Source organism: Actinoplanes sp. NPDC023801, from assembly GCF_040639655.1.
In the GTDB taxonomy this organism is placed as follows: domain Bacteria; phylum Actinomycetota; class Actinomycetes; order Mycobacteriales; family Micromonosporaceae; genus Actinoplanes.
Genome location: NZ_JBFAAI010000022.1, coordinates 40782 through 54984, shown reverse-complemented (window position 1 = coordinate 54984; position 14203 = coordinate 40782). Strand labels below are relative to the sequence as shown.

The 14203-nt window shown below is 71.8% G+C and carries 12 protein-coding genes and 1 pseudogene; 8 read left to right on the top strand and 5 right to left on the bottom strand.

Going from position 1 to position 14203, the window contains the following annotated elements:
• Positions 1-52: 52 nt before the first annotated feature.
• On the bottom strand, positions 53-901 hold the full coding sequence (locus AB0G04_RS31390; RefSeq protein WP_360990001.1) for an MOSC N-terminal beta barrel domain-containing protein: 849 nt from the start codon (positions 899-901) through the stop codon (positions 53-55).
• A 111-nt stretch (positions 902-1012) separates the two neighbouring features.
• Here AB0G04_RS31390 and AB0G04_RS31385 point away from each other — a divergent pair, with 111 nt between their 5' ends.
• The 7 genes and pseudogenes from AB0G04_RS31385 to hutH form a co-directional block, all read left to right on the top strand.
• The gene (locus AB0G04_RS31385) at positions 1013-1318 is read left to right on the top strand and encodes a hypothetical protein (RefSeq protein WP_360989999.1); all 306 of its coding nucleotides are present in this window, start codon (positions 1013-1015) and stop codon (positions 1316-1318) included.
• A 69-nt stretch (positions 1319-1387) separates the two neighbouring features.
• Positions 1388-2233: a MurR/RpiR family transcriptional regulator gene (locus tag AB0G04_RS31380; protein WP_360989997.1), complete on the top strand. Its 846-nt coding sequence runs from the start codon at positions 1388-1390 to the stop codon at positions 2231-2233.
• Positions 2234-2243: 10 nt separating this feature from the next.
• Positions 2244-3875 carry a urocanate hydratase gene (hutU, locus tag AB0G04_RS31375; RefSeq protein ID WP_360989994.1) on the top strand — a complete coding sequence of 544 codons (1632 nt, stop codon included), beginning with the start codon at positions 2244-2246 and terminating at the stop codon, positions 3873-3875.
• Positions 3872-5026, top strand: coding sequence for an allantoate amidohydrolase (locus AB0G04_RS31370; protein WP_360989991.1), 1155 nt, complete (start codon positions 3872-3874; stop codon positions 5024-5026). The genes hutU and AB0G04_RS31370 overlap by 4 nt, the downstream gene beginning before the upstream one ends.
• Positions 5023-6309 carry a formimidoylglutamate deiminase gene (locus tag AB0G04_RS31365; RefSeq protein WP_360989988.1) on the top strand — a complete coding sequence of 429 codons (1287 nt, stop codon included), beginning with the start codon at positions 5023-5025 and terminating at the stop codon, positions 6307-6309. Before AB0G04_RS31370 ends, AB0G04_RS31365 begins: the two co-directional genes overlap by 4 nt.
• Positions 6306-7454 (top strand): imidazolonepropionase, encoded by a 1149-nt coding sequence (gene hutI, locus AB0G04_RS31360; RefSeq protein ID WP_360989985.1) that lies wholly within the window; start codon positions 6306-6308, stop codon positions 7452-7454. The genes AB0G04_RS31365 and hutI overlap by 4 nt, the downstream gene beginning before the upstream one ends.
• 245 nt (positions 7455-7699) lie before the next feature.
• Positions 7700-9163: pseudogene (hutH, locus tag AB0G04_RS31355) on the top strand (histidine ammonia-lyase); the annotation flags it as partial.
• A 24-nt stretch (positions 9164-9187) separates the two neighbouring features.
• Here hutH and AB0G04_RS31350 read toward each other — a convergent pair.
• Together AB0G04_RS31350 and AB0G04_RS31345 are read right to left on the bottom strand one after the other, a co-directional pair.
• The gene (locus tag AB0G04_RS31350; RefSeq protein WP_360989983.1) at positions 9188-10759 is read right to left on the bottom strand and encodes an MFS transporter; all 1572 of its coding nucleotides are present in this window, start codon (positions 10757-10759) and stop codon (positions 9188-9190) included.
• Positions 10756-11808, bottom strand: a complete 1053-nt coding sequence (locus AB0G04_RS31345; protein WP_360989980.1) for a MerR family transcriptional regulator — start codon at positions 11806-11808, stop codon at positions 10756-10758. Before AB0G04_RS31345 ends, AB0G04_RS31350 begins: the two co-directional genes overlap by 4 nt.
• 137 nt (positions 11809-11945) lie before the next feature.
• Here AB0G04_RS31345 and AB0G04_RS31340 point away from each other — a divergent pair, with 137 nt between their 5' ends.
• Positions 11946-12854 carry an alpha/beta hydrolase gene (locus AB0G04_RS31340; RefSeq protein WP_360989978.1) on the top strand — a complete coding sequence of 303 codons (909 nt, stop codon included), beginning with the start codon at positions 11946-11948 and terminating at the stop codon, positions 12852-12854.
• On the opposite strand, the gene rdgB is transcribed toward AB0G04_RS31340, so the two are convergent.
• Positions 12851-13513 (bottom strand): RdgB/HAM1 family non-canonical purine NTP pyrophosphatase, encoded by a 663-nt coding sequence (rdgB, locus tag AB0G04_RS31335; RefSeq protein WP_360989976.1) that lies wholly within the window; start codon positions 13511-13513, stop codon positions 12851-12853. The genes AB0G04_RS31340 and rdgB overlap by 4 nt on opposite strands.
• Positions 13468-14196: a ribonuclease PH gene (gene rph, locus AB0G04_RS31330; protein WP_360989973.1), complete on the bottom strand. Its 729-nt coding sequence runs from the start codon at positions 14194-14196 to the stop codon at positions 13468-13470. The genes rdgB and rph overlap by 46 nt, the downstream gene beginning before the upstream one ends.
• Between the last annotated feature and the right edge of the window lie 7 nt (positions 14197-14203).

Here is a 14203-nt window from a genome sequence, read left to right as displayed (position 1 = left end):
ACCTGGCATCCTGCTCGCCGGGTGGGGCGGGGGCAAATCTTCTAAGACACTCCTAAGACGTTGTCACTCCTGCTGGTGACGTCAGCCACCGTTCCAGGACGGTGACCGGGTCGCCGGTGCGGATCCGGCCGGTCTGTCCGGCGGGCAGGTCGGGGAGCAGGTTGACGGCGAAGAGGAGCCGGGTGCCGGCGCGGCGGTGACGGCCGAGGACGTGCAGTGGCTGGCGTCCGGTTTCGCCGGTTTCCTGGTCGATGGTGGTGACGCGGCAGCGGCCGCAGGCTCCGGCGACGCGGAAGGTGACGTCGCCGATGCGGAGGCGGTGGCCGATCCAGTCGTCCTCGGCCCAGGCGGGTGCGCCGGTGAGGACGAGGTTGGGCCGGAAGCGGTCGATGGGTACGGGTTCGTCGCCGGTTTCGGCGAGCCAGTCGTTGACGGCGTCGAGGGAGGCGGTGGCGGCGAGTGAGATCGGGTATCCGTCGGCGAGGTTGACGTGGTCGCCGGGCTGGGCGGTGCCGTCGACGGGGCGGGTGCTGGGGTCGGCCTGCCAGACGAGGCGGGCGTCGCGGCCGAGGAGGGCGGAGACCCATCGGGTGTCGGCGACCCGGGCGGGGACGGAGTTCTTGGAGCGGAAGATCCGGACCTGCGTTTCGGGACCGTCGGCCGGCTCGGTCAGATCAGTTTCGGACATGTCCGGTGCGCTGAGCCGGAGGCCGCCGGGTCGTGGGCGGGCGGTCAGCCGGGTGAGGCCGGCGGCTTCGCGCTGGGTGATGCCGACGCCGTCGGAGTCGACGATCATCCAGCGGCGGTCACCGGTGAGGCCCCACGGTTCGACTGTCACCTCGCTGTGGTCGAGGCGGTGGCAACCCTTGACCGGGTAGGTGTGGAGCGAGGTGATCCGCATGCGGCAAGCCTCGCACAGCGGCTTGTCGGGCCGGCGGGAACGGGACTCCGGCCGGCGGGGGCCGGTCGTCTGTTGTGGAGGGACGCCTCGGGGTCGGCCTAGCCTGGACGGATGATCGCGCGGATGTGGCGGGGCTGGGCGGCGACGGAACGGGTCGCCGATTATGTGGCGTACATCGAGAGGACGGGTCTGGCCGGTTACCGGTCGACTCCGGGGAATCTGGGTGCCCAGATGTGGACGAGGGATCTGGGTGACGGCCGGTCCGAGGTGACGACGGTGAGCTGGTGGGAGTCGCTGGAGGCGATCCGTGGGTTTGCGGGTGACGACATCGCGCGTGCGGTGTTCTATCCGGAGGACGACGATTTTCTGATCGATCGGGAGACGACGGTCAGCCATCACCGGGTCATGGCCCACTAAGCTTTCAAATGGGACAATTCCCCCCTGGTGCTATGGCTTTCTGAAAGATTTTATGCATAAGCTGCTGCCGTGAATGACGGAGTGGTCAAGGCGGCCGGCCGCGTGCTGGATCTCTTCCAGGGCGCGCGCCTCACCCCCACCCAGCGGCGCATCGCGCACAGCCTGGTCGAACACGCGGCGAAGGCGGCCTACCTGTCCGCCGCCGAGGTGGCCGACCTGGCCGGGGTGAGCCAGCCGTCGGTCACCCGGTTCGCGATGGCACTCGGCTACTCGGGTTACCCGGCGCTGCGGCGTGAGCTGCGGGCGATGACCGCCGACGCGCCGGCCGAACCGGCCGGGCAGAACCCGATGCAGAGCGCGGTGCACGCCGAGACGGACCACCTGCGGCGACTCGGGGAACAACTTCACGACCTCGATGACGTACGCCGGGCCGCCGCGCTGCTGATCGGCAGCCGTCCGCTGCCGGTCCTCGGGCTGCGGGCCGCGGCACCCCTCGCGGCGTACTTCGGATATTTCGCCGCCAAGGTATTCCCGGAGGTACGGGTCCTCGACGGCGGCGGGACGAGTCTGCTGGACCGGCTCGATCAGGCCCACGCGGACGGCGCCGGTGCGATGCTGGCCATCGTGCTCCCCCGTTATCCGCGCGAGTCGGTGGAGGCCGTCCGCGAGGCGAAGGCGGCCGGCCGGTCGGTGGTCGTGATCACCGACTCGGCGGTCAGCCCGGTGGCCGAGCACGCCGACGTGGTGCTGCCCGCCGCGGTGGGTACGCAACTCGTCTTCGACCTGCACACCGGCCCGATGGCGATGGCCATGGTGCTGCTGCAGGCGATGTGTGACGCGGCCCCGGAACCGGTGCAGCGGCGTCTCGAGGAATTCGAGGCCACCGCCGCCCGCCGGCACATTTTCATGGCCTGAGGGAGGAACGATGTCGGAGATCCGGGCGCCGCGCGGTACGGCGTACACCGCCAAGGGCTGGCCGCAGGAGGCCGCCAAGCGGATGCTGATGAACAACCTGGACCCGGACGTGGCCGAGCGGCCGCAGGATCTGGTGGTCTACGGCGGCACCGGGAAGGCTGCGCGGGACTGGCCGTCGTTCCACGCGATCGTCCGTGAACTGGACGAACTCAAGGACGACGAGACACTGCTCGTGCAGTCCGGCAAACCGGTCGGTGTGCTGCGCACCCACGAGTGGGCGCCGCGGGTGCTCATCGCGAACTCGAACCTGGTCGGCGACTGGGCGACCTGGCCCGAGTTCCGCCGTCTGGAGCAGCTCGGCCTGACCATGTACGGCCAGATGACCGCCGGCTCGTGGATCTACATCGGCACGCAGGGCATCCTGCAGGGCACCTACGAGACGTTCGCCGCGGTGGCCGCCAAGAAGTACGGCGGTGACCTCGCGGGAACGCTGACGCTGACCGGCGGCTGCGGCGGCATGGGTGGTGCCCAGCCGCTCGCGGTGACCATGAACGGTGGCGTCTGCCTGATCGTGGACGTGGACCGGACCCGGCTGCAGCGCCGCGTCGACACCCGCTACCTCGACGTGATCGCCTCCTCGCTCGACGAGGCCGTGTCGATGTCGCTCGCCGCCAAGGCCGAACGGAAGGCGCTGTCCGTCGGTGTTGTCGGCAACGCGGCCGAGGTCTTCCCCACGCTGCTGCGCAACGGCGTCGCGATCGACATCGTCACCGACCAGACCAGCGCGCACGACCCGCTCAGCTACCTGCCGGTCGGCGTCGAACCGGCCGACATGGCCGAGTACGCGCGGACCAAGCCGGAGGAGTTCACCGACCGGTCCCGGACGAGCATGGCCAGGCAGGTCGAGGCCATGGTCGGGTTCCAGGACGCGGGCGCCGAGGTGTTCGACTACGGCAACTCGATCCGCGGTGAGGCGAAACTGGCCGGCTACGAGCGGGCCTTCGACTTCCCCGGGTTCGTCCCGGCGTACATCCGGCCGTTGTTCGCCGAAGGCAGGGGCCCGTTCCGGTGGGCGGCGCTCTCCGGCGACCCGGCCGATATCGCGGCCACCGACCGTGCGGTGCTCGACCTGTTCCCGGACAACGACCCGCTGGCCCGGTGGATCCGGATGGCCGGCGAACGGGTCGCGTTCCAGGGCCTGCCGTCGCGGATCTGCTGGCTGGGCTACGGCGAACGGGACAAGGCCGGTGTCCGGTTCAACGACATGGTGTCGCGCGGCGAGGTGTCGGCACCGATCGTGATCGGGCGTGACCACCTGGATGCCGGTTCGGTGGCGTCACCGTACCGGGAGACCGAGGCGATGCTCGACGGCTCCGACGCGATCGCCGACTGGCCACTGCTGAACGCGCTGGTCAACACCGCGTCCGGGGCGAGCTGGGTGTCGATCCACCACGGTGGCGGGGTGGGTATCGGGCGCAGCATCCACGCCGGTCAGGTGTGTGTCGCCGACGGGACGGCGCTGGCCGGGCAGAAGATCGAGCGGGTGCTGACCAACGACCCGGCGATGGGGGTGCTGCGGCACGTCGACGCGGGTTACGAGTCGCAGTCGGCCGGCGGCGTCCAGATCCCGATGAACCGATGACCGAGTTCGGGAAACTCTGGGCCGAGATCGCGCCGATCGGGCGGGCCGACAGCGGGGGCTACCTGCGGTTCGCCCTGACCGAGCCGGAGCTGACGCTGCGCGACTGGTTCCGGGCGCAGGCCTCGGCGCGGGACATGACCGTGACCGGGGACGGCAACGGGAACCTGTTCGCGTGGCGGGGCGAACCGTGGGCGCCGGGAACCGTGCTGACCGGGTCGCATTTCGACTCCGTGCCGCACGGCGGCGGTTACGACGGGCCGCTCGGCATCGTGAGCGCCTTCCTCGCCGCCGACCGGGTTCCCCGGGACCGCAAGATCGGTATTGCGGCATTCGTCGAGGAGGAGGGCGGTCGTTTCGGCGTACCGTGCCTCGGCTCCCGGCTTCTGACCGGTTTCCTCAAGCCGGACCAGGCCGCATCGCTGAAGGACCGCGACGGTGTCTCGTTCGGTGAGGCGCTCGGCGCTGAGCCCGCCGGAGCACTCCCGCAGGTCGCCGGCCTGAAAGCGGTCGTCGAACTGCACATCGAGCAGGGCCGGGCACTGGCGGCACCGGTCGGGGTGGCCAGTGCCATCTGGCCGCACGGCCGCTGGCGGATGGACTTCACCGGCGTCGGCGACCACGCCGGCACCACCCGGATGGACGACCGCCGCGACCCGATGCTGACGTTCGCGTTCGCGGTGCTGGCCGCCAACAAGGAGGCCCGGCTGACCGGCGCGCACGCCACCGTGGGCCGCGTCCACGTCGAACCGAACGCCACCAACGCCATCCCGTCGCTGGTGCGCGGCTGGCTCGACGCCCGCGCGGCGGACACCGCCACCCTCGACAGGGTCGTCGACGAGATCGTGCGGAAGTCCACCGAACGGGCCGCCCGCGACGGCACCGCCCTGAACGTGACCGCCGAGTCGGTCACCGGCGAGGTCGCCTTCCACGAGGATCTGGCCCGGCGGATCTCCGGCCTGCTCGGCGACGCGCCGATCCTGCCGACCGGGGCCGGGCACGACGCCGGGGTGCTGTCCGCGCACGTGCCGACCGCCATGCTGTTCGTCCGCAACCCGACCGGGGTCTCGCACTCCCCCGCCGAGCACGCCTCCGACACCGACTGCGAGGCCGGCATCGAAGCGCTGGCCCGCGTGCTGGAGGACCTCACATGAGGTCGGTCTTCCACGCGCGGCACGCGTGGCTCGACTCCTCCGCCGGAGTAGCCGGGAACGTGCGGATCGAGATCGAGAACGGGCGGTTCGCGGCCGTCACCCCTGATGCGCCCGCCGACGGCGAGTCGCTGCCCGGGCTGGTGCTGCCCGGACTCGCGAACGCGCACTCGCACGCCTTCCACCGGGTGCTGCGCGGCCGTACGCACAGCGGCCGGGGCAGCTTCTGGACGTGGCGGGACCAGATGTACGCGGTCGCGGCGACCCTCGACCCGGACGGCTGTCTGGCGCTGGCACGGGCCGTCTACGCCGAGATGGCGCTGGCCGGGATCACCTGCGTCGGCGAGTTCCACTACCTGCACCACGCGCCCGGCGGCGTCCGCTACGACGACCCCAATGCGATGGGCCACGCGCTGATCCAGGCCGCCGACGAGGCCGGGATCCGGATCACGCTGCTCGACACCGTCTACCTGACGGCCGGTGTGGACGGCACGCCGCTGCAGGGCGTGCAGGAACGGTTCGGCGACGGCGACGTCTCCGGCTGGGCGTCCCGGGTGGCGTCGCTGCGGGCGGCCCCGCACGCCGTCGTCGGAGCTGCCATCCATTCGGTACGCGCCGTACCCGCCGGCCAGCTCGCGGCGCTGGCCGGCCGGGCGCCGCTGCACGTACACCTCTCCGAGCAGCGGGCCGAGAACGAGCAGTGCCGCGCCGTGCACGGCTGCACCCCGGCCGAACTGCTCGACCGGCACGGCATCCTCGGGCCCGGGACCACCGCCGTGCACGCCACCCACCTCACCGACGGTGACGTGCGACTGCTCGGCGACAGCGGAACGGGGACGTGTTTCTGCCCCACCACCGAACGCGACCTGGCCGACGGCATCGGACCCGCCCGGCGGCTCGCCGACGCGGGCTCCCCGCTCAGCCTCGGCAGCGACAGCAACGCGGTCATCGACCCGTTCGAGGAAATCCGCGGTCTGGAGATGAACGAGCGGCTCGCCAGTGAGACCCGCGGCCACTTCCCGGCCGCCTCGCTCGTCGCGGCGGCGGCCAACCACGCGGCCCTCGGCTGGGACGACGCCGGCGAGATCGCTCCGGGCCGGCGCGCCGACCTGGTCGCGGTCTCGCTCTCCAGCGTGCGGACCATCGGCGTACACCCCGGGCAGGCCGTCTTCGCGGCCACCGGCGCCGACGTCACACATGTCATCTCCGACGGCCGGCGGATCGTCGCCGACGGCCGGCACACCCTGCTCGACGTTCCCCGCGAACTGGCGAAGGTGCTGTCATGAGCCTGCTCGTCACCAACATCGGTGAGCTGTTCACCAACGACCCGGGCCTCGGGATCGTGCACGACGTGGCGCTCGTCGTCGACGACGACCGGATCGCCTGGATCGGGCCCGCCTCGACCGCCCCGGACGCCGACTCGGTGCTCGACGCCGACGGCGCCGCCGTGCTGCCCGGCTTCGTCGACAGTCACGCCCACCTGATCTTCGCGGGTGACCGGGCCGCCGAGTTCGGGGCACGGATGGCTGGTCAGCCCTACACCGGTGGCGGCATCCGGACCACGGTCGCCGCGACGCGGGCCGCGTCCGACGACGAACTGCGCCGCAATGCGCGGCGCCTGGTGGGCGAGGCGCTCCGGCAGGGCACGACCACGATCGAAATCAAGTCCGGGTACGGGCTGAGCGTCGCCGAAGAGGCCCGGTCCCTGCGGCTGGCCGCCGAGATCGTCGAGGAGACCACGTTCCTGGGAGCGCACGTCGTGCCCGGCGAATACGCGGACCGGCCCGACGACTACGTGGACCTCGTCTGCGGCGACATGATGAAGGCAGCCGCCCCGCACGCCAGATGGGTCGACGTGTTCTGCGAACGCGGCGCCTTCGACGGCGACCAGGCCCGCGCCGTCCTCACGGCCGGCGCCCGGCACGGGCTCGGGCTGCGGCTGCACGCCAACCAGCTCGGCCCCGGGCCCGGCGTGCGGCTCGCCGTGGAACTCGGTGCGGCCAGCGCCGACCACTGCACCCACCTCGACGACGGTGACGTGGACGCGCTCGCCTCCTCCGACACCGTCGCCACACTGCTGCCGGGGGCCGAGTTCTCCACCCGGTCGCCCTACCCGGACGCGCGGCGGCTGCTGGACGCGGGCGTCACCGTCGCCCTCGCCACCGACTGCAACCCCGGGTCGTCGTACACGTCGTCCATGCCGTTCTGTATCGCTCTGGCCGTACGAGAGATGGGCCTGACACCGAGCGAAGCGGTCGCCGCAGCGACCGTCGGTGGCGCGACCGCCCTGCGCCGCGCCGACCTCGGCCGGGTGTCCGTCGGCGCCCGCGCCGACCTGATCGTCCTCGACGCGCCGTCCCACCTGCACCTGGCCTACCGGCCGGGCGTTCCTCTGATCCGTTCCGTCCTGCACAACGGGGTGCTGCAATGATCGTCACCGTTCAGTCCACCGGCGTCTCCGCCGCCGACGTAGTCGCCGTCGCCCGCGCCTCCTCCACCAGCACCGCTCCCCACGCCTCACCGGACGACACCGGTGCCCACACCTCGCCGGTCGGCACCGGCAGCCACGCCTCGCCGGACAACACCGGCAGCCACGCCCCGCGGGACGACACCGGTGCCCGCGCCTCACTGGACGACGCTGGCAGCCACGCCTCGCCGGTCGGCACCGGTGTCCATGTCGAGATCTCGCCCGCCGCGCTCGAGGCCATGGCCGTCAGCCGGGCCATCGTCGACGGCATCGAGGCGTCCGGACGGCCCGTCTACGGCGTGTCGACCGGTTTCGGTGCGCTCGCCAACACCTCGATCGCGCCGTCGCGCCGGGCCGAACTTCAGCACGCGCTGATCCGCTCGCACGCCGCCGGCATCGGCGCGCCCATGCCCCGCGAAGTGGTGCGGGCCATGATGCTGTTGCGGGTCCGATCGCTGGCACTGGGCCGCTCCGGGGTGCGGCCGGTCCTCGCCCAAGGCCTCGTCGACCTGCTCAATCACGACATCACGCCGTGGGTTCCGGAACACGGCTCGCTCGGCGCCTCCGGCGACCTGGCCCCGCTCGCGCACTGTGCGCTCGTGCTGCTCGGCGAAGGCTGGGTGATCGGCAAGGACGGTTCCCGGATCGCCGGCGCGGAGGCACTGCGCGGTGCCGGACTGCAGCCGCTCGAACTCGCCGCGAAGGAAGGCCTCGCCCTGATCAACGGCACCGACGGCATGCTGGGCATGCTGCTGCTGGCGATCACCGACGCACGGCACCTGTTCACCATGGCCGACGTGACCGCGGCACTGGCCATCGAGGCGATGCTCGGCTCCGACCGGCCGTTCCGGCCCGAGCTGCACGAGATCCGCCCGCACCCCGGCCAGGCCGCCTCTGCCGCGAACATCCACCGGCTCCTGCAGGGCTCGCAGGTCATGGACTCGCACCGGGACGATCTGGCGCACGCGGTGCAGGATGCCTACTCGATGCGCTGCGCCCCTCAGGTGGCGGGCGCCGCCCGGGACACCCTCGACTTCGTGATCACCGTCTCCGGGCGGGAACTCGTCTCGGTCGTGGACAACCCGGTCGTACTGCCGGACGGCCGCGTCGAGTCCACCGGCAACTTCCACGGCGCACCGCTCGGCTTCGCCGCCGACTTCCTGGCCATCGCCGCCGCCGAGGTGGGAGCGATCGCCGAACGCCGCGTGGACCGTCTCCTGGACGTGACCCGGTCCCGGGAACTTCCGCCGTTCCTGTCCCCCGACGCCGGCGTCAACTCGGGCCTGATGATCGCCCAGTACACGGCCGCCGGAATCGTCGCCGAGAACCGCCGCCTCGCCTCACCGGCCTCGGTCGACTCGCTGCCCACCAGCGGCATGCAGGAGGACCACGTGTCGATGGGCTGGGCCGCCGCCAAGAAGCTGCGTACCGTGCTGGACAACCTGACCAGCCTCCTCGCCGTGGAGCTGCTGTCCGCGGTTCGCGGTCTGCAGCTGCGGGCCCCGCTCATCCCGTCCCCGGCGGGCCAGGCCGCGCTGTTCGCCGTCGAGCCGTTCGCGGGTGTGCCGGGCCCGGACCTGTTCCTGGCCCCGATCCTGGAACAGGCCCGAGCGGTGGTCGCCGGGCCGTCACTGCGCGAAGAGATCGAGAAGGCGGTGGGCACCCTCCATTGACCGCCTCGGCCGGCGCGCGGTGTCCTATCGCCGGGCGCCCCGTTCCGGCCTCGTCACGGCGGTCTCCAGCGCCTCTTCCCGCGTTGAGGCGATCTCCAGCGCGTCGTGCCGTAGCGAGGCGGTCCCCAGCGGGCCTTCCCGCGGCGAGACCGTCCTCAGCGCTTCCTGCCGCGCTGGGACGGTTTCCAGCGCTCCTTGCCGCGGTGAGACCGTCTCCAGCTCGCGCAGTGCTGGAGTCGCTCCCAGCACCGCGGCCACCGCGATCATCGTGAGGAGGCCGCCCACGATGATCGCCGGCCGTGGGCCGATCAGGGCCCCGGCGGTCCCGTGGACGAGATTCGCCAGCTGCGGGCCGCCGAACAGCACCACGGTGACCATCCCCTGGACCCGGCCCCGGACAGCGTCGTCGGTGTGGGCCTGGGTGATCGCGTTGCGATGCGTACTCAGGATGAAGTTGACCCCGCCGCCGAGCACCAGTGCCGTCAGGGCCAGGGCGATGTGTCCGGCGAGACCGAACAGGACGACCGTGCCGCCCCAGGCGATCGCGGCACCGGCCATCATGCGGCCGGGATGGCGAGCGCGGGTGAAGGTTCCGGAAAATAGTCCGGCCAGGAACACGCCGACCGGATAGGCCGCGTAGAGCAGGCCGAGCATCGGACCGCCGCCGGCCGGGTCGCCGTAGGTGTGCCGGGCCAGCTCCGGAAACAGCGCCACCGGCATTCCGAAGACCATCGCCGACAGGTCGACCGCGAGAACAGCCACCAGAAGCGGACTGGCCAACAGGTAGCGAAATCCACCGAACCTGACCGAACCGGCGCCCGCCCGCCGGAACTCCGGCTCCACCGCATCGCTGTCTGCCGGCCGCACCGCATCGCTGTCTGCCGGCCGGGACACCGGTTCCACCGCATCACTGTCTGTAGATGATTGCGACTCCCGCCTCACCGCATCGGGGTCCGCCGACCGGGGTCTCGAGCGCACCGCGTCACTGGGCGCCGGCTGCGGTTCCGGGCGTAGCGATGGCAGGCGGAACACCGCCCACAGCACCGCGAGCAGGGCGACCGCGTCACAGAGGTAGAGCGTCTTTAGCCCGGCCACCGGGATGAGCAGGCCGGCCAAGATCGGGCCGAGGATCGAGCCTCCGTAACGGACCAGCGAGTTGAGACTGTTCGCGGCGGCCAGCAACTCGGTGGGGACGAGGCGGGGCAGGACCGCGCCGGCGACCGTCGAGATCGCGCCGAAGGTCAGGCCCTGGCCGGCGACCAGCGCCAGCAGCACCCCGAGAGGGCCGCCGAACTCGGCATGCGCCCACAGGCCCAGATAGGTGACGGCAAGAACCAGCTGGGCCGCCAGCAGGACGCCGCGCCGGTCATGGCGGTCGGCCAGGGTGCCCGCTCCGAGCGCCCCGGTGAGCAACCCGGCGAACGACACCACGGCCGCGCCACCGATCGCGGCGGAGGAACCGGTGGTCGCATAGAGCTGAGCGGGCACCGCGACCACGCTGAACGAACCGCCCACCGCTGTCACCAGCGACGCCACCCACCAGCGGCGATAGGCGGGAATGCGCAGCGGGCGACGGTCGGCGAGCACCGCCCTCACGCGGGCACCACGTCGGCCACCACCGCGGCGACGTTGTCGTCGGCTCCGGCCGCGTACGCCAAGGCGATCAACTCGTCGAGCGCCTGCCTCGGGTCGCCCGGAGCGGCCAGCACCGCCCACAGGTCGCCGGCTGAAACGGCCGTCGCCAGCCCGTCGGAGCAGAGCAGATAGCGGTCGCCGGCCGCTGCCTCGTGCAGTGACAGGTCGGGTTCGGCCCCGCCGGAGCCGGTCAGTGCCCGGACCAGGAGGGAGCGCTGCGGGTGGGCCGCCGCCTCGTCCTCGGTGAGCTGTCCCTGCTCGACCAGCGACCGCACGTAGGTGTGATCGGCGGTGATCTGGCTCAGCATGCCGTTGCGCAACCGGTAGGCCCGGGTGTCGCCGATGTGCGCGAGCGCCAGCCGGGACCCCGACCAGTACAGCGCCGTCAGGGTGGTGGCCGCCTCGCCGCCGTCGATCTCGCCGACCGCCCGGCCGGCGTCACGGACCGCCTCGGCCAGAGCACCGAGCAGGTCCTCGGCCGGCACCGGAACCGTCTCCAACGGCTTGAGCGCCTCGACCGCGGCCGCGCTCGCCCGGTCACCGGCGCCACCGCGCATCCCGTCGGCCACCGCCATCAGCCGGGGCCCCGCATAGGCGGTGTCCTCGTTGCTGTCGCGCACCGGCCCGGTCTCGGACCGTGCCGCGAACCGGATCCCCAGGGTCCCCATCGCGCTTCCCCTCCCGGAAAGGTAGTCGACGAGGAAGGTCGCCAGCCGGCCCCGCTCCGCGGTCTCCGCGAGCACCCGATCCCAGTAGGCGCCGATCTCGGCCGCCTGCTCGGCCGTGGACATTTCGCAGATCTGCCGGATCTCGGCCAGCGGCATGCCGAGCCGGCGCAGCCAGGCGATCAGCCGCGCCTGCTCGAGTTGCTCCGGCGCGTACAGGCGGTAGCCGGAGTCGCCGTCGACCGCGGCCGGTCTCAGCAGGCCCAGCTCGTCGTAGAGCCGAAGTGCCTTCGGCGACAGCCTGGCCGCCCGGGCGAACGCGCCGATCGTCAGCAGTGGCCGCACGGTGCCTCCTCGCCCCGGGTCTCCTCGTCCCCGGCCACCACGACCGGTAACGACGATGCTGGGGCTTCCCCCAGGGGCAAGGTCAACCCGGCGACGGGATGAGCGGGCGGACCGGGTCGATGCGGGAAGCTCGGTGGATGATCCGTCGCCACTCCGGGCTCTTCTTCGTCGAGCACACTCTGTCCGTACCGCTGAATCATGCTGATCCGCAAGGACCGCACATCGAGATCTTCGCCCGGGAGGTGCGGGAGGCCGATCCGGTGGCCGAAGGCCGGCCGTTCCTGCTCTATCTGCAGGGCGGACCGGGGAACCGTTCGCCGCGTGGTCTGCCGGTGTGGCTGCGCCGGGCGACGCGGGACTATCGCGTGGTCCTGCTCGACCAGCGTGGTACCGGCCTGAGCACCCCGCTCACCCGGCAGACGCTGGCCCGGGTCGCCGATCCGGCCGCGCACCTGGCGCACTTCCGGGCGGACAGCATCGTCGCCGACGCCGAGCTGCTACGCGCGCATCTCGCCGGCGATCGGCCGTGGAGTGTGGAGGCGTTCTTCGAGAACGAGCTGTCCGAGGTGTTCCTGCGGCGGGTGGACCAGGCGATCTCCTTCGCCGAGCAGCCGCTGTTCGCGGTCCTGCACGAGGCGATCTACGGGCAGAGGGCGGCCACCGGGTGGGCGGCGCACCGGGTCCGGGACGAGTTCCCGGCGTTCGACCTGGACAGCGGCGGTCCGGTCCGGTTCACCGGCGAGATGATCTACCCCTGGCTGTTCGAGGAGGATCCGGCTCTGATCCCGCTCGCCGGGGCGGCGGGCCGGTTGGCCACCAAGAGCGATTGGACACCGCTGTACGACCCGGAGCGGCTGGCCACCAACAAGGTGCCGGTGGTGGCCGCGATCTACTTCGACGACATGTACGTGGACCGGGACATGTCGCTGGCCACCGCGGCCGCGATCGGGACTCTGCGACCGTGGGTGACCAGCGAGTACGCCCACAACGGCCTGGGACGCGAGGAGCGCGTCCTGGACCGTCTTCTGACGATGCTGAGGGACTAGCGGGGCAGTTCCTTGGCGATGACCTTCGCCAGTTCACGGAACGCCTTGCCGCGGTGGCTGATGGCGTCCTTCTCGGCGGGGCTGAGCTCGGCGTTCGTACGATCCTGGCCGTCGCCGACGAAGATCGGGTCGTAACCGAATCCGCCCTCCCCGCGCCGGCTGCGCAGCAGCCGGCCGGTCTGGCGTCCCTCGACCAGGTGCTCGCGCCCGTTCGGCAGCACCAGAGCCGCCGCGCAGACGAACGCGCCGCCCCGGTGCTCGTCGGGCACGTCGGAGATCTGCGCCAGCAGCAGGTCGAGGTTGGCGTCGTCCTTGCCGTCGCCGGTCGTGCCGGACCAGCGGGCGCTGAACACGCCGGGCATGCCGTTCAGGGCGTTCACCGCGATGCCGGAGTCGTCCGCGACCGTCGGCAGGCCGGTCCGTTTGGCGCCCTCCCGAGCCTTGATCAGCGCGTTCTCGCCGAATGTGAGGCCGGTCTCGGGCACGTCCGGGTAGCCCGGGAAGTCCCCGAGGCCGGCCAGCTCGATCTGGGCCACTCCGAGGGCCGCGTCGAGGATGCGCTGCAGCTCGACGAGTTTCTTCTTGTTACCGGTGGCGAGGAGGAGACGGGCGCTCACGCGGCGAGGGCCTTCTGCTGCAGACCGGCCAGTTCGGCGCATCCGAGCACGCCCAGGTCGAGCATCGCGTCCAGCTGAGCCCGGCGGAACACGCCGTTCTCGCCGGTGCCCTGCACCTCCACGAAGTCACCGGCGCCGGTGCACACCACGTTCATGTCGACCTCGGCGGTGACGTCCTCGTCGTAGTTCAGATCCAGGCGGGCCTCGCCGCCGATCATGCCGACGCTGATCGCCTGGATCGAGGTGTGCAGCACCTTGTCGACCTTGCCGGCGAGCGACTTGCGGTCGGCGAGCCAGGTGACGGCGTCGTGCAGCGCCACATAGGCCCCGGTGATCGCGGCCGTGCGGGTGCCGCCGTCGGCCTGCAGGACGTCACAGTCCAGGACGATCGAGTTCTCCCCGAGCGCCTTCAGGTCGATGCAGGCGCGCAGGCTGCGGCCGATCAGCCGGGAGATCTCCTGGGTACGGCCACCGACCTTGCCCTTGACGCTCTCCCGGTCGCCGCGGGTGTTCGTGGCGCGCGGAAGCATCGCATACTCCGCGGTGACCCAGCCGAGCCCGGAACCCTTGCGCCAGCGGGGCACCCCTTCGGTGACGCTTGCCGTGCAGAGCACGCGGGTGTTGCCGAATTCCACGAGCACCGATCCCTCGGGGTGGATGCTCCAGTGCCGGGTCAGAGTCACCGGTCGGAGCTGGTCGGCCGATCGGCCGTCGGGTCGCGCCATGCCTCGT